The organism is Tritonibacter sp. AK171, from assembly GCF_030127025.1.
Taxonomy (GTDB): domain Bacteria; phylum Pseudomonadota; class Alphaproteobacteria; order Rhodobacterales; family Rhodobacteraceae; genus Epibacterium; species Epibacterium mobile.
This window is the reverse complement of record NZ_CP126134.1, coordinates 3,082,371-3,099,881: the sequence shown is the minus strand read 5'-3', so window position 1 is coordinate 3,099,881 and position 17,511 is coordinate 3,082,371. Positions and strand designations below refer to the sequence as shown.

Annotated in this window: 15 protein-coding genes; 7 read left to right on the top strand and 8 right to left on the bottom strand. The window is 59.4% G+C overall.

What is annotated here, in order from left to right:
* The first annotated feature begins 156 nt into the window (after positions 1-156).
* Positions 157-546, top strand: a complete 390-nt coding sequence (locus QNI81_RS14620; protein ID WP_065333554.1) for a VOC family protein — start codon at positions 157-159, stop codon at positions 544-546.
* A gap of 61 nt (positions 547-607) precedes the next feature.
* Here the strand turns inward: QNI81_RS14620 and hutU are convergent, their stop codons facing one another.
* From hutU to hutI, 4 genes are read right to left on the bottom strand one after another with little or no spacing between them, the layout of a single operon-like run.
* A complete protein-coding gene (gene hutU / locus QNI81_RS14615; RefSeq protein WP_283966963.1) occupies positions 608-2,290 on the bottom strand; it encodes a urocanate hydratase in 1,683 nt (560 codons plus the stop codon).
* Positions 2,287-3,063, bottom strand: coding sequence for an N-formylglutamate deformylase (gene hutG, locus QNI81_RS14610; RefSeq protein ID WP_283966962.1), 777 nt, complete (start codon positions 3,061-3,063; stop codon positions 2,287-2,289). Before hutG ends, hutU begins: the two co-directional genes overlap by 4 nt.
* On the bottom strand, positions 3,060-4,583 hold the full coding sequence (gene hutH, locus QNI81_RS14605) for a histidine ammonia-lyase (RefSeq protein WP_283966961.1): 1,524 nt from the start codon (positions 4,581-4,583) through the stop codon (positions 3,060-3,062). The genes hutG and hutH overlap by 4 nt, the downstream gene beginning before the upstream one ends.
* Positions 4,580-5,797, bottom strand: a complete 1,218-nt coding sequence (gene hutI, locus QNI81_RS14600; RefSeq protein ID WP_283966960.1) for an imidazolonepropionase — start codon at positions 5,795-5,797, stop codon at positions 4,580-4,582. The genes hutH and hutI overlap by 4 nt, the downstream gene beginning before the upstream one ends.
* Before the next feature lie 76 nt (positions 5,798-5,873).
* Here hutI and QNI81_RS14595 point away from each other — a divergent pair, with 76 nt between their 5' ends.
* Positions 5,874-7,238: a formimidoylglutamate deiminase gene (locus QNI81_RS14595; protein WP_283966959.1), complete on the top strand. Its 1,365-nt coding sequence runs from the start codon at positions 5,874-5,876 to the stop codon at positions 7,236-7,238.
* On the opposite strand, the gene QNI81_RS14590 is transcribed toward QNI81_RS14595, so the two are convergent.
* Entirely contained in the window at positions 7,213-7,743 is a 531-nt protein-coding gene (locus QNI81_RS14590) for a HutD/Ves family protein (RefSeq protein ID WP_283966958.1), read from the bottom strand. The two genes, QNI81_RS14595 and QNI81_RS14590, sit on opposite strands and share 26 nt — an antisense overlap.
* A gap of 37 nt (positions 7,744-7,780) precedes the next feature.
* Here QNI81_RS14590 and hutC point away from each other — a divergent pair, with 37 nt between their 5' ends.
* Positions 7,781-8,524 carry a histidine utilization transcriptional repressor HutC gene (gene hutC, locus QNI81_RS14585; RefSeq protein ID WP_283966957.1) on the top strand — a complete coding sequence of 248 codons (744 nt, stop codon included), beginning with the start codon at positions 7,781-7,783 and terminating at the stop codon, positions 8,522-8,524.
* On the opposite strand, the gene QNI81_RS14580 is transcribed toward hutC, so the two are convergent.
* Entirely contained in the window at positions 8,518-10,098 is a 1,581-nt protein-coding gene (locus QNI81_RS14580; protein ID WP_502999232.1) for a choice-of-anchor L domain-containing protein, read from the bottom strand. The two genes, hutC and QNI81_RS14580, sit on opposite strands and share 7 nt — an antisense overlap.
* A 154-nt stretch (positions 10,099-10,252) precedes the next feature.
* Between QNI81_RS14580 and QNI81_RS14575 the strand changes: the two genes are divergently transcribed.
* On the top strand, positions 10,253-10,618 hold the full coding sequence (locus QNI81_RS14575) for a DUF8846 family protein (RefSeq protein ID WP_009177674.1): 366 nt from the start codon (positions 10,253-10,255) through the stop codon (positions 10,616-10,618).
* Positions 10,619-10,692: 74 nt separating this feature from the next.
* Here the strand turns inward: QNI81_RS14575 and QNI81_RS14570 are convergent, their stop codons facing one another.
* Positions 10,693-11,757, bottom strand: coding sequence for a transporter substrate-binding domain-containing protein (locus tag QNI81_RS14570; RefSeq protein ID WP_283966955.1), 1,065 nt, complete (start codon positions 11,755-11,757; stop codon positions 10,693-10,695).
* Positions 11,758-11,828: 71 nt separating this feature from the next.
* On the bottom strand, positions 11,829-12,926 hold the full coding sequence (locus tag QNI81_RS14565; RefSeq protein WP_283966954.1) for a Hint domain-containing protein: 1,098 nt from the start codon (positions 12,924-12,926) through the stop codon (positions 11,829-11,831).
* 466 nt (positions 12,927-13,392) lie between these two features.
* On the opposite strand from QNI81_RS14565, the gene dapE reads away from it, so the two are divergent.
* The 3 genes from dapE (at position 13,393) to rnr (ending at position 17,349) form a co-directional block, all read left to right on the top strand.
* On the top strand, positions 13,393-14,538 hold the full coding sequence (dapE, locus tag QNI81_RS14560) for a succinyl-diaminopimelate desuccinylase (protein WP_283966953.1): 1,146 nt from the start codon (positions 13,393-13,395) through the stop codon (positions 14,536-14,538).
* Positions 14,535-14,957 carry a GNAT family N-acetyltransferase gene (locus QNI81_RS14555; protein ID WP_110365090.1) on the top strand — a complete coding sequence of 141 codons (423 nt, stop codon included), beginning with the start codon at positions 14,535-14,537 and terminating at the stop codon, positions 14,955-14,957. Before dapE ends, QNI81_RS14555 begins: the two co-directional genes overlap by 4 nt.
* 106 nt (positions 14,958-15,063) lie before the next feature.
* Complete coding sequence (rnr, locus tag QNI81_RS14550) at positions 15,064-17,349, top strand: ribonuclease R (protein ID WP_283966952.1); 2,286 nt, start codon at positions 15,064-15,066, stop codon at positions 17,347-17,349.
* Positions 17,350-17,511: the final 162 nt, after the last annotated feature.

Here is a 17,511-nt window from a genome sequence, read left to right as displayed (position 1 = left end):
ACCCATCACAAGCAAGTGATATGGCAGGCAGCTTCGGCTGCCTGTTTTTTTATTTCTCAAATTATTGTTTCTGTAGAATATTATTAAAGTTACGGTAGATTATTGAGTGGGCCGTCAATAACCGCCCGGCTGAAATAGGCTGAAGGAGGCACACCAATGTCCGAGTCTTGGAAACCCACAGACTACCCCTCGCTAAGCCCCTACCTCGTCTGCCACGACCCGGAAGGCACGATATCATTTCTGCAAACGGTGTTTCATGCGCATTTATTACGCCGCTATGATCATCAGGATGGCAGTTTAATGCACGCCGAAGTGCGGATTGATGACAGTATCATCATGATCGGTGGCTTACCTGATGCCGATGACAATGACGCACATGTGCATCTTTATGTCCCTGACGTGCAGGCCACATTTGATCGCGCTGTTGCTGCTGGAGGAGAGATCATTCAGGAGCCGCTGCGCAAACGGGGCAGCGACGATATCCGTGGCGGCATAAAGGGGCCGAGTGGCACAACCTGGTGGTTGGCAACTCAGACCCCTCTTTGAGCGCACGAGTACAAGCCTCATGCATATGCGCAAGAGGGTGATCCCTCTTGCGACAGTCTTATCATTCGAGGATGCCGGGCAGGTTCAAACCATGCTCTTTGGCGCAGTCTTTGGCGATGTCGTATCCCGCATCCGCATGACGCATGACACCTGTGGCAGGATCGTTCCACAGAACCCGACCGATGCGACGATCTGCGTCCTCGGTCCCGTCACAGCAGATCACCACGCCGGAGTGCTGCGAAAAGCCCATACCGACGCCACCGCCGTGGTGCAGTGACACCCATGTCGCGCCAGATGCGGTGTTCAGCAGTGCATTCAACAGCGGCCAATCCGACACCGCGTCAGAGCCATCCATCATCGCCTCGGTCTCACGGTTCGGCGATGCCACAGAACCAGAGTCGAGGTGGTCGCGGCCAATCACAACCGGCGCGGACAACTCGCCATTGCGCACCATCTCGTTGAACGCGAGGCCAGCCTTGTGGCGGTCGCCCAGACCAATCCAGCAGATCCGCGCCGGCAGGCCCTGAAAGGCGATCCGCTCATCCGCCATGTCGAGCCAACGATGCAGGTGCTCGTTCTCGGGGAACAGCTCCTTCATCTTGGCGTCAGTCTTTTTGATGTCCTCGGGATCACCCGACAGCGCACACCAGCGGAACGGGCCAATCCCCTGGCAGAACAGCGGGCGGATATAGGCGGGCACAAAACCGGGGAAGGCAAAGGCGTTCTCAAAGCCCTCTTCCAGCGCCATCTGACGGATATTGTTGCCGTAGTCGACTGTTGGGACGCCCATATCGTGGAACGCCACCATCGCCTCAACTTGCGCCCGCATCGAGGCACGCGCGGCTTTCTCGACTGCCTTTTTGTCGGTCTCGCGCTTCTCTTTCCACTGTGCCATGGTCCAGCCCTGCGGCAGGTAGCCATTGACCGGGTCATGTGCAGAGGTCTGATCGGTAACGATATCGGGGCGCATGCCGCCCGCTTTGGCGCGCTCCACCAGTTCGGCGAAGACATCCGCCGCATTGCCCAAAAGGCCCACGGATTTCGCCTCGCCCGCCTTGGTCCAGCGGTCGATCATCTCCAGCGCCTCGTCCAGCGTCTCGGCCTTTTCGTCGAGGTATTTGGTCCGCAGGCGGAAATCGATCGAGTCAGGGTTACACTCCACGGCCAGACAGCAGGCACCAGCAAAAACAGCCGCCAGCGGCTGCGCGCCGCCCATGCCGCCGAGACCACCGGTCAGAATCCATTTGCCCGTAAGATCGCCCCCATAGTGCTGACGACCCGCCTCGGCGAAGGTCTCATAGGTGCCCTGCACGATGCCTTGGGTGCCAATGTAGATCCAGGACCCGGCGGTCATCTGGCCGTACATCATCAGGCCTTTTTTATCGAGCTCGTTGAAGTGATCCCAATTGGCCCAATGCGGCACCAGATTGGAGTTTGCAATCAACACACGGGGCGCGTCCTTGTGGGTCTGGAAAACGCCAACAGGCTTACCCGACTGCACCATCAAGGTCTGATCTTCATCCAGATTCTTTAGCGTTTCGACGATTAGGTCGAAATCCTTCCAGGTGCGCGCGGCGCGGCCAATGCCGCCGTAGACCACCAATTCATGCGGGTTTTCAGCCACATCGGGGTGCAGGTTGTTCATCAGCATCCGGATTGGTGCCTCGGTCAGCCAGGACTTTGCGGTGATCTCGGTGCCAGTGGCCGGATAGATGTCGCGGGTATTCTTGCGGGGATCGCTCATGCGGGCCTCCATTCAGTCAGATCGGTGAGAATTTGAGTCAGATGCGTGCGCAGCCGGTCGGCGCGGGCGGGGTCATAGCTCCAGGGCGGGGTCTCGTCGCAATAGGTGGCTTGGGCGAGTTCCATCTGGATCGCGTGCCAGCCCTCGCCGGGACGGCCATAGTGGCGCGTGGTCCAGCCCCCCTTGAACCGACCGTTCAGCACAGAAGAATACCCCTCCGCACGCTGACAGTGATTAAAGACCATCACCTCAAGATCGCGCGCGCAGGTGGTGCCGAGGTTGGTGCCGACGTTGAAATCCGGTAAGCGGCCATCAAACAGGAACGGAATGTCACCCCGGATCGAGTGGCAATCATACAGAATGGCAAAGCCGTGGATGCCTGCGACCCGTTCCATCTCTGCCGTGAGCGCGGCATGATAGGGTGCGTGATAGGTCTCGCGGCGGCGGGCGATTTCCGTCTCATCCGGCTCACGAGTCCAGATCGGGTTGCCATCAAAGTCTGTCAGCGGCACCAGCGTGGTGGTGTTCTGACCGGGATAGAGGCTGACGCCTGCGGGATCACGGTTCACGTCGATCACATAGCGATGGATGGGGGTGCGCACGGTGGTCACTCCCTCCACCAGATCCGCATAAAGGTCGTGAATATGCCAGTCCGTATCGGCAAGACCAAGACCACGTTCGTTCAGATCCTTGGCAACCTCTGCGGGCACCTCGGTCCCCGTATGCGGCAAACCAAGGACCAGAGGTGAGGAACCTTGCGTGACCTCGATCATACCGCGACCTCCACACCTGCGGCCTGAGCCACGCGACCGGCGCGCACCATGGCGCTGGCGGCTTCGATCTCAGGCGCGAGGTAGCGATCTTCGCCTAGGCTGGGGATTTCGCCACGCAGCATGGTCAGCAAATCCTGCAACCGGGCGGAGGTTTTGAGTGGCGCGCGCGCCTCCACACCCTGCGCGGCGCAGAGCATTTCCACCCCGAGGATCACCGAGAGGTTCGCTGTCATCTTCGCCAGACGCAGCGCGCCGTGGGCCGCCATCGATACATGATCTTCCTGGTTTGCAGAGGTCGGCGTGGAATCGGTCACGCAGGGGTTTGCCAGATGCTTGTTCTCGCTCATCAGCGCCGCGGTGGTGACCTCCGCGATCATGAAACCGGAGTTCAGGCCGGGGTTCGGCGTCAGGAAGGGCGGCAGATCGTGGCTCAGGGTAGGATCGACCATCAAGGCGACCCGGCGCTGCGCAATCGCGCCGATCTCTGCCACGGCGAGCGCGATCTGATCGGCAGCGAAGCCCACATATTCGGCGTGGAAGTTACCGCCCGAAACAATCCGACCAGCCTCGACCAGCACCAGCGGGTTATCGGTCACCGCGTTGGCCTCAATCTCCAGCGTGCGCGCGGCCATGCGCAGCACGTCAAGTGCCGCGCCCACCACCTGCGGCTGACAGCGGATGCAATAGGGATCTTGCACGCGGGTATCGCCCTCACGGTGGCTTTCGCGAATTTCCGACCCGTCCATGATGTCGCGCATCACCTGCGCCACATCGATCTGCCCGGCATGACCACGCAGCGTGTGGATGTCGGCCACCAGCGGTGCGGTGGAGCCCATGATCGCATCGGTCGTCAGAGACGCAATTGCCATGGATGCCCGCGCCAGATCCAGCGCTTGAAACAGCCCAGCCAGTGCGCAAGCGGTCGAGAACTGCGTTCCGTTGATAAGTCCAAGGCCTTCTTTCGGCCCCAACACGATGGGGTGCAGGCCGGCGCGTTTCAACGCTTCGGCTCCGGACAGACGTTCGCCTTCAAACGTCGCCTCACCCTCACCAATCATTGCCGCAGTCATATGCGCCAGCGGAGCAAGGTCGCCCGATGCGCCCACAGATCCTTGCGACGGCACAACCGGGGTCACTCCACGCGCCAGCATCTCCTCAATTTGGTTGATGACCAACCAGCGCACACCCGACGCACCGCGTCCAAGCGACAGAAGCTTCAACACCATCATCAACCGCACTTTGTCTTCGGCCAATGGCTCACCGACGCCGCAGGAATGGCTGAGGATCACGTTCCGCTGAAGTGTCGCGGTATCTTCGGATGCGATCTTGGTCGAGGCCAGTTTGCCAAATCCGGTGTTGATGCCATAGACGGGCGCCTCACCTGCCGCAGCCTCGGCCACCATCGCGGCTGCCGCTTCGACACCTGCGCGGGCAGAGGCTGCCAGACGTGCGGGGGTGCCATTGCGCCAGATCTGCTCCAACGTGGAGAGGGTTACGGTGCCGGGGATCATCTCAATCATGTGCGAACCTCCAGTTTGCCGCCCATGACGCGGGCATGCAGCGGGTTAAATCCAATGCGATAGGCTAGTTCTGCCGGGCGAGCGACGTCCCAGACCACAAGATCTGCGCGCAGACCGGGCGCGATACGTCCCCGATCCGACAGGCCCAGCGCGCGGGCGGCATGTGTCGTTACCCCGGCCAATGCCTCTTCGGGTGTCAGCCGGAACAGGGTGCAGCCCATGTTGAGCGTCAGGAGCAACGAGGTCAGCGGTGAGGAACCAGGGTTACAATCAGTCGCCAAAGCCATGGGCACGCCATGGGTGCGGAAATGCTCCATCGGTGGCAATTGCGTTTCCCGGATCGTGTAGAAAGCACCGGGTAAGAGCACTGCAACAGACCCGGAGGCCGCCATCGCGCGGGCGTCTTCCTCGGTCGCGTATTCCACGTGATCGACGGACAATGCGCCGCGCTCCGCCGCCAGCTTGCTGCCCCCTTGATGGGACAGTTGCTCAGCGTGAAGCTTCACCGGCAGTCCCAGCTCGGCTGCAACGTCAAAGACACGCGCCATCTGTTCGGCAGAAAAGGCGATGCCCTCGCAAAAGCCATCCACCGCATCCACCAGACCCTCGGCATATACAGCGCGCAAGGTCGGCAGACAGACCTCATCCAGATATTCATCCGCACGGCCTGCATATTCCGCCGGGACCGCATGCGCGCCGAGGAAGGTGGTCTTGACCGTTACATCCCGCAGTTCGCCCAAACGGCGCGCCGCGCGCAGCATGTTGAGCTCAGTGTCGCGATCAAGCCCGTAGCCGGATTTCACCTCGACCGAGGTCACACCCTCAGCAAGCAGCGCATCCAGACGAGGCAGCGCACCAGCAACAAGCGCGTCCAGATCCGCCGACCGGGTTGCCGTCACCGTGGATACGATACCGCCACCCGCCTTTGCGACTTCCTCATAGCTTGCCCCATTGAGGCGCATTTCAAACTCGCCCGCGCGGTCACCGCCAAAGACAATATGCGTGTGGCAATCGATCAGCCCCGGCGTCACCAACCGTCCGCCCAGATCCTCATGCGGCCAAGTTTTATACTCCGCCGGAAGGGAGTCTTCAGGACCGCACCAGACGATTGCAGCGCCATCGATGGCGACGGCCCCCGCTTCGATCATCCCATATGGCGCGCCCGGCTCCATCGTTGCCAGCCTGACTCCACTCAACACGTATTTGTCGCGCATCTCGCCCCCTCAGAATCCTCTTGCTCCACAAACGGTATGCGCTTATTCTCATTATGTCTATACATAAGAGGGCCAGATGCAGACAATTTTTGCCGCAACCGCCTGCCTGCCCGAGGGCCGGGTTCAGGATGTCCGCCTGACCGTTGAAGGCGGCAGCATCACACGTATTGAGAGCGCCGCCATCGCCGCACCCGGAGATATGCGCGTCGATGTCCTGCTGCCGGCGCTTGCGAACTTGCATTCTCATAGCTTTCAGCGCGCCATGGCTGGCCGCACAGAATATCGCGCGGGTGGGCAGGACAGTTTCTGGACATGGCGGGAGCTGATGTATCGCTTCCTCGACCACCTCACGCCCGAACAATACGAGGCCGTGGCGGCGCTGACCTTCATGGAGATGCTGGAGGCTGGCTACGCGTCTGTCGGCGAATTCCACTATGTCCATCATCAGCCCGGCGGTGCGCCCTATGAGAACCTCACCGAACTCAGCCAGCGGGTGATGGCGGGCGCTCAACACACCGGCATCGGCCTCACACATCTGCCTGTGCTCTACACCTACGGTGGTGCAGAAAAACAGCCACTTGCGGGCGGGCAGCTGCGGTTTGGCAATGATGTTGAGCGTTTCTCGCGTCTTGTCACCGAGGCCCGCGGTGCGGCGCAAGAGCTCGGGGACGACACGCGCGTCGGTATCGCGCCGCATTCCTTGCGGGCCACCTGCCCCGAGGATCTTGCCGCGGTGTTGCCGGTCGCCACCGAAAACCCCATCCATATCCACATCGCCGAACAACCGCGCGAGGTGGCCGAGATCAAGGCATGGCTCGGCGCGCGCCCGGTGGAATGGCTACTCGCGAATGCACCCGTCGATCACCAATGGTGCCTGATCCATGCCACCCATATGACCGACGAGGAGACCCGGCGCATGGCAAAGTCCGGCGCCGTGGCGGGCCTCTGCCCCGTGACAGAGGCAAACCTCGGCGATGGCCCTTTCAATGGACCGGAGTTTCTGGCGGAGGCCGGGCGCTTTGGCGTTGGCTCGGATTCCAACGTGCGGATTTCATTGGTCGAAGAGTTGCGGACGCTTGAATACTCACAACGCCTCCGCGATCTGGCGCGCAACGTGCTGGTTCCCCACGAAGGCTCCGTCGGTGAAACGCTCTATCTGGGCGCGGCCAAAGGTGGGGCACAGGCGCTTGGCCGGAACGCCGGACGGCTGGAGGTTGGCGCGCTTGCGGATCTCGTTGCGATTGACCGCAACCATCCCGCCCTGTTTGGCTTACCAGAGGCGCAAATTCTGGATGGGTTGTGTTTTGCCGCTGATGACCAAACCGTCACCGATGTCTGGGCGGCCGGTCGTCACATGGTGCAAGAGGGACGCCACATCGCCCGTGACGCCATCGTCAAAACCTACCGAACGGCAATCACATCGCTTCTTGCAAAGCTTTGATCTGAACATGCAGCACCGTGCCCTCGACCACACCTTGGGCCGGTGCCTCCAACTCGCAACCTTGGGCGGCGACGAAATGATCCCTGCCAAGGTGAAGCGCGCCGTCGATCACAAAGACCAGATCACCCGCCTGCCCAGCAAAATCCCCTTGATGCACCTGAGCCTTCACCTGCACGTACTGAGGGTCACAGATCACGTTCACGGCACGGCACGGGCCATCAATCAGCTGCGCCTCCAATGCCAAACCTCCGTCAAACTCCAGCGGTGTCAACGGCTTGGCCTCTCGCTCCGCGTCTGTGCTGTGCAAACGCAGCCCTCTACCGGCGATGATGGTATGAACACGCCACAGCCCGGAAAACGCAGAAAACGGCCCATTTTGCGCAATCTCCGCAAGGCTCAGACGCCAGATCATGCCGTCCGCCCCTTCGCGCACCGCAAGCTCTCGCGTGGTGCCGCCACCGTTCTTCCATGGCATCGGTTCGATCTGCGCAGCGTCAAAGCGCATGGGCTCTCCTTTACAAGTGCAGTTTAATGCAGACATAATGACATTTAGCCAGAGTTATTATTCAGCGCGGAGCCCTGAAGTGCAACAACAGAAGAAAACCAGCTTTCAGGATGTGCGTGACGAGGTTATGCGCCGGATCGAGGCAAGGGTCTGGGATCAGGGCGCGCTCCTGCCGACCGAGGCCGATCTGGCAGAAGAGTTTGGCTGCGCCCGCGCCACTGTCAACCGCGCACTGCGCGAACTTGCAGACCGCGGCATTATTGATCGCAAGCGCAAGAGCGGCACGCGTGTTGCGACGCTCCCGGTCAAACAAGCCAAACTAGAAATCGCCACCACCCGCCGGCTCGTGGAGGAGCGTAACGCCACCTATCGCTATGCGCTGGTATCCCGCAAAATACAGGCTGCGCCCGGGTGGCTCAGTTCACAAATGAACCTGCCTGTCGACACGCGGGTTTTGCACATGGAAGTGATGCATTACGCGGACGGCCAGCCCTTTCATTTTGAGGATCGCTGGATCAATATTGCTGCAGTTCCTGACAGTGAAGCAGCAGATTTTTCCGAAAAGCCTCCGGGTGAGTGGTTGCTGGCTGCGGTGCCGTTCTCCAATGCGGAGGTCAGCTTCTTTGCCAGCGCAGCGGACTCTAAAATTGCGGATTACATGGCCTGCGCCACGGGCACTTCACTGTTTCAGATGGAGCGTTCCACTTGGTTTCAAGAGCAGCCCGTGACCTTCGCCCGAATGAGCTTTCATCCCGGTTACCGCATGCGCAGCCGTTACTGACCCTCTCCAAGCAACGCACGCGTTTCATATGATTTGAGCGTCGGGCGTTTCATGTTCTGATAAGTTTGCCATTTGTCGCCCATCAGATCGAAAAACTCTGCCCGCGTCTCGGCATCCAACCCGCCAAGACTGGCGGCACCCGGATGGTAGCTTTCGCTTTCCAGACCGTTGCCGCGGATGATTTCATGCTGATCGAACAGGAGATGGAAATAGGTCACAACCTGCCCATCCGCGCGGCGCTGGATGGTTTTGTCGTTGATCAGATGATGTGCCGGAACCAGCACCTCTTCCTGTCCAAAGAGCATCTCGGCCGTTGCCGAACACAGCAACACGCGATGACTGGGTGAAAGCTCAATTGCGTCATGACGGCCCAACGCATTGGCAGCGATACGCACCGGAGCGTGCTTGCCGAGAGCTGTGCGCGTACTGCGTCCGATCCAGCGCAGCTGCTGACCACCATTATCGCGGGTTAGAACCGTCATACCGACTTCAAGTTCTTCGACCGCGACAGGCCCATCGGATGTGTCGATCAACGTCCCGGCTACGAAACAAGGGGTGGTTGTCAGATCGACAAACCCGACGTCGGTGTTTCCTTCGTCATCTGCAACTGTGTAGGTGAAAACCGAGGTTTCGTCCTCATCCACATCTGCCTGACCGGTGATCTCGAGAGTGCCATCAGCGTTTAGGGTGATAATTTCACCATTCGCCAGCGTTACCGAGCTGCCTGCCGTCACCGGCTGGTTGTTAATATGGGTGATCGTAAGCTGCGCGCCGTTGCTTTGATCGTCGTTCGACAGCACGTCGAGGGTGGTGGAATCGCCTTCCTGTACCGTCACCTCATCGTCACCAGCGACCAGTGCAGTCTGAACCGAGTCTCCTGCAATCAAGAGGTTGGAATCATAAGACGCATCGCCACCGTCAGCGATGGCAATCTTGATGTGGTTTGTGACCCCGGGGTTTACCGGCGCTGTCAACTTTAGAGTAACGGTAAACCCGTCCATCTCGGTGTTGTACGGATCAGAACCAGCCGGGTTATCAACATAGAGATCCTGATTGGACGTGTTGTTGATGTTGTTAATGGTGACGTTGCCATCACCCACCACCAACTGCGCCTCGACACCGTTGACCCAGACCGAGACCGCATCGTTATACCCAGAATTGACATATTCGAGGTATTCTTCCGACGAGAAAACAAATTGCATCGTCAGGTTCGAGCCTTCGGGTACGAAGTCTGCCTCAAACACGGCGGCGTCATATGTGGTGCCGCCTGCAATCGCGTCTAAGTCCGAATCCCCTGCGGTGCCGTGACTTGTCGATCGCCCCGACGAGGTATTCGTATTGGTGCTGCCCGAACTGTTAGTAAAGTCGGTTGCCCGTCCAGTGGACAGGATTACACCGGTATCCGAGGGGGTTACCCCCGGAGCAATTGTATCGCCATTGCTGTAAATACCGGATGCGCTGCTCGCACCGGTATAGCTAGCTGACTCGATTTCAATGCCGTTACCGAAAATGGCCTCAGCCATTTGTTCAGCGCTAGCACTGGTATCAATTGGTAGTTCTTGAGCCGTTGGCATAACGCTCTCACCCAAAATTTACGTCTTCACCCCTGCGCAAAATTAGCGCGTGGCGAATTTGACTCTGAAAGGTGGTCAAATTGTGGCAAATTCCCTGTCGGTTTGTAAACAAATTGGTTTGACCTTACCCGGCGCTCCCGTCTAATTCAGGCCCATGACACAGAAAAAGCCCTCCCGTCAGCAGGTCTATACCTTGCTTGTTCAAATCGGCCGCAAAGAGGGCGATGGCCTGCCGCAGGACGCCACCGGCGCTGCCCTCATGGTATATGCCTCAGGCGTTGATGAAGCCGAAGCCGTGCGCGAAACCGTTGCGATCCTCAAGCAGGCAGATACTGCTCCGCTGGATGTGACCGGCTATGGCACAATTGCCGAGCGTGAGGCCGAAGGGCATGATATTCCTCAGGAAGAACGCGATCTCATGCAACGTGCTTTGGATGAGAATGCTGTGATCGTCGCTCAGATGACTCCGTTTTTTGGCGATGAGCTGAGCGCTATCGACGACAGCAACGCGCCGCACTGACTGAACACAACACAGCTATCCAATACGAGTTACGCTGGGTGTGCCAGCGTAACGGACCCGCAGGTTATGCAAGATCAGGATCTGCGCCCGAACCACTTACGATAGATCGTCTCGTAGCTACCGTCTTCCTGCATCTCAAGCAGTGCGCGGTTGAACGGCTCCACCATTTCGGACCCCTGCGGGAAAATGATGCCGTAGTATTCGGTCAGGAACTTGCGCCCCATCACATGCCCGATCCCGGCCCCATCGGTTCTCACATAGTGATTGAGCACCGGTGCGTCGAACACAACGATCCGCGTTTCACCCTGCTCGAAATCCTCCAGCATTTTGTCGAGCCCCGGAAAGGCAACATAGTCGATTTCACGACGGTCCAGAAACCCGGCGGCGGTTGATCCCTGAATGGTTCCAACCCGTTTGCCATAGAGATCATTGACCGAGTTCACCGACCCGTTGATCGCCTCAACCGTCATCGCAGCAGTGATCTTGGCCACAAAGACCGAGACCACGAACAGCGAAGACAGGACCAAAAGAACGCCGAAGATGCGGCCCAGAAAGCTGCGCGGCACACGTTCTTCGAAGCCACCGTTGACCACCAGATTGAGCGCCCACCAAAAGGATGGAAACCATGCATCCTTGAGCGGTCGATCGAAATAGGGCTGTGCGCGGCGTTCAAACATCCACATCAACATGCCGCCCACCAACAAGAGCACAAAGGCGATCCCAATGGCTGCAAAGAGATCCCACGACAGCAGTGCTGACATCAGGCTCGGTTCAGATACGTCCTCCTGATGCAGCATGATCTGCAGACCGCTTTCAAAGATTGGCTGGCTGAAATCCATCACAGCCTCACGGCTCGCAGTGATTGAGATATTGGCCGCAGCCATATCCGCTTCGCCGCGCTCAACCTCTTCTAGCATCTGAGCAAAACTGTCGACGCGGTTAATCTGAGTATCCCATCCCAGTCGACGTGAGACCTCGCGCAGCAGGTCCATTGTGAACCCAGCCTCTTGCCCGCCAACTGGCATCGAAAATGGCGGACGCGTGACAGTATTCACCACCACTTCCTGCGCGCGGAGCGGCAGGGCGGGCAGGGTCATCAACAAGGTGATGAAACAGAACCAGAAGGAACGCAGGGTCATGGAGCGGATCTCGCTATAAACAGTGAGTCTGCCTTAGAGGGGCTGTGGGCGATTTTTCAAGCCCCCAGTGCTCAGGCGGTGCGATGTTCTGCAAGGATTGCGGCATCAAACGCGCGCACGACAGGGTACCGAGGCTGGGCATGCTCAGGAAGCGCATTGCGATCCAATTTTGACAAAAGGCTCGCAGCGAGCGCGGAGCGGTCGCGCCGGATGCGGCCCAAAAACAGGCTCTCCACCCCCAAACCTGCGGCGAGAGGAACCTCATGCCCCGGTAGAACAACCTGAGTGTATGTCACAAGCGGCCCCGACGGCGTCACCCGATTGGCAGTTCGTGTTGCCGCAAGCATTTCCGCCGGAGCGAGCACCGCCTCGCAGCCAAAGAGATATTCAACCTCCGACCCGGTCAGCACCATCCGTTGGAAAGGCGCAACAGTGATGTCCTGCGTTAGGCCAAAGTAGGGCGCGCGCAGCCTGACAGGGCAAAAACTACCGTATGCAGGCACTTCACGCTCGATCATATGCAACACGGGAACCAAATCTCCATTGGCACAGCGCAAGAGATCCCCCCGGCGCACCGCCCCGATTGGGCGCAGACCGGTTTCCGTCTCGACGGGCGTGTCGGCAAACAGCCCCGGCATAGGGCCAACCGGCTCTGGCTTCGACGACAGCGCGATATATTCAACACCCGGCGCAATATAGCTTTGCGGAGCTCCCTCTAGCAGAGCTTGCACATCCGCGAGTCGCCATGGACGCGGTGACGGAATATCCGCTATCTCTGCGCGTCCCCCCTCTGGCCACTCAAGCGCCAACTGACCACAAAACGCCGGAGCGTCCCAGTTATAGGTCAGACGCACCCGGTCCGCGCGACCTCGCTTGGTGGGATTTACTGTCTTGTGCAAAACCGCGCCATATTGCTCCAGCACCAAATTGATACCGCCACCCGGAACTGCCGACAGCTGAAAGCGCATCGGCCAGTCGCCACCCCGCTCAAACAGGATCAGGGGTTCGGGTTTGCGAAGCTCGGGCAGGCTGACCTCAAGCACGAGCGCACCACGCGCCAAAAGCGCATCAGCTTCGCGCAGCAAAAGGCAGCTATGCTCCCCCTGCGGTGTCAGCCCGGCCGGGTCAAAATACTGCGCCTCGCGATGCCACAGGCCCAGCCAGCTCATTCTTGCGTACCCTTGGGGGCGCCGTCATCTTGCCGTCTGTCACCTGCCATCATGCACCTCGCCGCGCGTCAATGTCGTGCCCCGGGCGGCACGTTAATCGGCCTTTTTGGTGCCCGGGGCGTCCCTCAGTTTCAGTTCCGATGTTCCCGGTCAGGGACGCCGCGCGGCGCAGGTCAGAAAGGATGCGGCAAGTTTCATCGGTGAATCGGAGATTCAACGGCGCACATCTGTTCGTTTTGTCATCCTGCTCGTCGCACGTCCGGGCGATCTTCTCGCCGTCCCGTTCCATGCCTCGGTCTGTTATTCCGCCCACCTTATCACGCCCTAACGGACCTGTCAGGAGCCCGATTGTTTGGGATACGACCACACGAGCATTTCCGCCACAGGTTCCAGTACATAGCGATGGCAATTGCACCTCTACGCCAATTCGCGCTAGGTCATCTTCGATATTTCAGGAGGACACCGCATGACCGCCACCGATCCCGTCCAGTTGACCGCAGACCTTGTGCGCTGCCCTTCGGTCACCCCCACTGAGGGCGGCGCTCTGGTGCTGCTGGAACGCCTGCTAAGCGGCGCAGGCTTCGCTTGCACGCGGGTGGACCAGGGAGAGGTCTCCAACCTCTTTGCACGCTGGGGCGACAAGGGTCATGCAAAGACATTCGGCTTTAATGGCCACACCGATGTCGTTCCCGTCGGTGACGCAGCCGCGTGGACCCATGACCCGTTTGGCGCCGAAGTCGTGGAGGGGGTGATGTATGGTCGGGGCACCACCGACATGAAATCCGGCGTTGCGGCCTTTGCCGCCGCCGCCATCGACTTTGTGCGCGAGACACCGCCCGATGGCGCGGTCGTTCTGACCATCACCGGCGATGAAGAAGGCGACGCGGTAGACGGAACTACCGCTTTGCTCGATTACATGGATCAGGCAGGCGAAAAGATGTCTGTCTGTCTGGTGGGGGAACCCACCTGCCCGAACCATATGGGGGAGATGATCAAAATCGGCCGCCGTGGCTCTATGACCGCATGGTTCACGGTAACGGGCGTGCAAGGCCATTCGGCCTATCCACACCGCGCCAACAATCCGCTGAATGGCCTGTCACGTCTGATGGATCGGCTCGGCAGTCATCAGCTTGACGAGGGATCCGAGCATTTTGACGCTTCAACACTGGCCATCGTCACCATTGATACAGGCAATCCTGCAACCAATGTGATCCCCGCCCAAGGCCGCTCAGCAGTCAATATCCGCTTCAATGATCTCCACTCGGGCACATCGCTCACCAACTGGCTACAAAGCGAAGCAGACAAAATAGCCGAAGAATTTGGTCTCAAGGTCGAAATGAAGATCCAGATCTCTGGCGAGAGTTTTATCACCCCTCCCGGCGATCTGTCGGAACTGGTCTCAAAGGCAGTGCAGACCGAAACCAACCAAGTGCCCGAACTATCGACGACGGGTGGCACATCTGATGCGCGTTTCGTCAAAGCACATTGTCCGGTGGTGGAATTTGGCCTTGTGGGCAAAACCATGCATCAGGTGGATGAGAATGTCGAAGTGGCGCAAATCCACCAGCTGAAATCTATCTACACTCGCATTTTGACGGATTATTTCGCATGAGCCTTTCGATTGACGTGACACAGGACCTCGAAGCCTGTCTGAAGCTGCGGTTTGAGGTTTTTGTGGATGAGCAAGGCGTTCCGGTCGAAGAGGAACGTGACGCGCTGGATGACACCGCTACGCATCTGTTGGCGTTGCAGGATGGCACTCCCGTGGGAACCGCACGGATCGTGTTTCAGGATGACACCGCCAAGATCGGGCGGGTCTGTGTGGTAAAAACTGCGCGCGGGACAGGGCTTGGTGCAAAACTGATTGAGGCCTGTGTCAATGTTGCCCGGAACCAAGCTGGGATCACCCGAGCCAAACTCGGTGCACAGACGCATGCCATTGGCTTTTATGAGAAACTTGGATTCGAGGTCTACGGACCTGTTTATCTCGATGCGGGCATAGATCACCGGGATATGGTGAAGCCCTTATAAGGCCTTCATCCGACTGCGCCGGGTCAAAGGCTCGGAGTGCGTATAGCCAGAAAGCGTTTGATCTTTTGAGCATGACGTCCCGTGCGCGCCATGCTACGGCAGAGCTATGGCGCGTATACCGACAAAGGCCGAGATTCTGGAATGGATCTCCGCCCACCCGACCCAGACTTCTAAACGTGACATTGCCAAGGCTTTTGGCATCAAGGGCGCTGAGCGGATCGACCTCAAGCGCGTTCTGAAGGAATTGGAGGCCGAAGGGCACCTGGAAAAGCGCAAGCGCAGTTACACCGATCCGGATCGTTTGCCGCCGGTTACAGTCCTGCTTGTCAAAGCCCCTGATGACAATGGCGATCTCTTTGCCCAGCCGCTGGAATGGCATGGCGAAGGGGTGGAACCCATCGTGATGGTAATCCCACGTGCGTCTGATCCGGCTTTGGGTGAAGGCGACCGTATCCTCGCACGCCTGACCGTGGTGCAGGAAGAGGATCACAACTATGAGGCCCGCCTGATCCGTCGCATCGGGACCAACCCGAAGCGCATTCTGGGTATTTATCGCCAAGGGTCAGAAGGCGGGCGTATTGTTCCCATCGACAAAGCGGGCTCGAACGAGTGGCAAGTGCCCGAAGCAAACACGCATGGCGCGAAGGACGGCGAATTGGTCGAGGCAGAGCTTGCCGGACCAAAGGCCCGCATGGGTTTGCCCAAAGCGCGCATCGTCGAACGGCTCGGCGATCCGTCCGCCCCCAAGGCGGTGTCGCTGATTGCAATCCACCAGCATGGCATTCCCGATCACTTCCCCGATGCGGTTGTTGCCGAGGCTGACAGCGCCAAACCAATGGGCCTCAAGGGGCGCGAAGATCTGCGCGACCTGCCGCTGATTACCATCGACCCTGCCGATGCCCGCGACCACGACGACGCCTGCTTTGCCCACGCGGATGAAGATCCCAAGAATCCCGGTGGCCATGTGATCTGGGTCGCGATCGCCGATGTCGCAGCCTATGTGACGCCCGGTTCGGCACTGGACCGCGAAGCACGCAAACGCGGCAATTCCAGCTACTTCCCTGATCGGGTGGTACCGATGCTGCCGGACCGGCTTTCGGGCGATCTCTGCTCTTTGCACGAGGGTGTGCCACGTCCCTGTCTGGCGGTGCGCATGCAGATCGACGCCGAGGGCAACAAGTTCGCGCACCGGTTTGTAAGAGGGCTAATGAAATCACAGGCCTCCTTGCACTACGGCGAGGTGCAAGACGCCATGGATGGTCGCGTCACCGCGCGCACGGAGCCATTCCTGGACGACGTCATAAAACCACTTTATGCCGCCTACGAAGCGTTAAAAGCCGCCCGTGCGGCACGCCAGCCACTGGATCTCGACCTGCCAGAGCGCAAGATCGTGCTCGACGACAAAGGTAAGGTGGCATCCGTCAATTTCCGTGATCGCCTCGATGCGCACCGGCTGATCGAGGAATTCATGGTGCTGGCCAATGTGGCTGCCGCCGAAACCCTGATCAAAAAGCGCCAGCCGCTGTTGTTCCGGGTGCATGAAGAACCCGCTCAGGACAAACTGGACGCGCTGCGCGACACGGCGCAGGCGGCGGGTCTGAACCTTGCCAAAGGGCAGGTGCTACAAACTCGGCACCTGAACGCATTGCTGAATGCTGCTGCGGGAACCGATGATGCGGAACTGATCAATATCTCCACGCTGCGGTCGATGCAGCAGGCTTATTACTACCCGGAGAATTTCGGCCATTTTGGTCTGGCGCTGCGCAACTATGCGCATTTCACCTCGCCGATCCGCCGCTATGCCGACCTGATCGTTCACCGCGCCCTGATAACGGCCCATGGGTGGGGCAAAGACGGGCTTTCGGCTGACGAGGTCGAACGGCTGGAAGACACTGCGACGCATATTTCCGCGACCGAGCGGCGCTCGATGCTGGCGGAGCGTGATACCACGGACCGCTATCTTGCATCCTATCTAGCGGAACGCGTGGGCAATGAGTTCACCGGTCGAATCTCCGGCATCGCTCGCTTTGGCGCATTTGTGAAACTGGATGAAACCGGGGCCGACGGATTGGTGCCAGTGCGCTCAATCGGACGGGAGTATTTCCACTTCGATGCGCAGGCTGGCACATTGATGGGGTCTGACACCGGATTGATCATAACCATCGGCCAGCGGGTGACGGTGCGCCTGACCCAGGCTGCACCGGTGACCGGCGGGTTGGAGCTGGAATTGCTGGCCCTTGAAGATGCGGAACTGCCAAAAGGGCGCGGCGATGCCGGCAAAGGCGGTCGACGTCGCAGCCCTGCGGGCCGCACCGTGTCTCGCAGCAAGGCCGCAAAATCAAAGCACAAGGCGGCCAAGGTAAAACGCAAGGTGACCCGCAAACGCAAATAACCCGGTCACGTTGCCCGTGTCTGCGATTCACACCTGAGGTATTGCGCTCCGCTTTGCGGATCGCCGGGGGGCAGGCCGCGCCTTCGGCGCGGCCTGCCCGGCCCAAGGGGCGCCCTTGTATTTCAATGCAAAGGCGACGCGCGGGAGCGCCCCCGGCCCCTA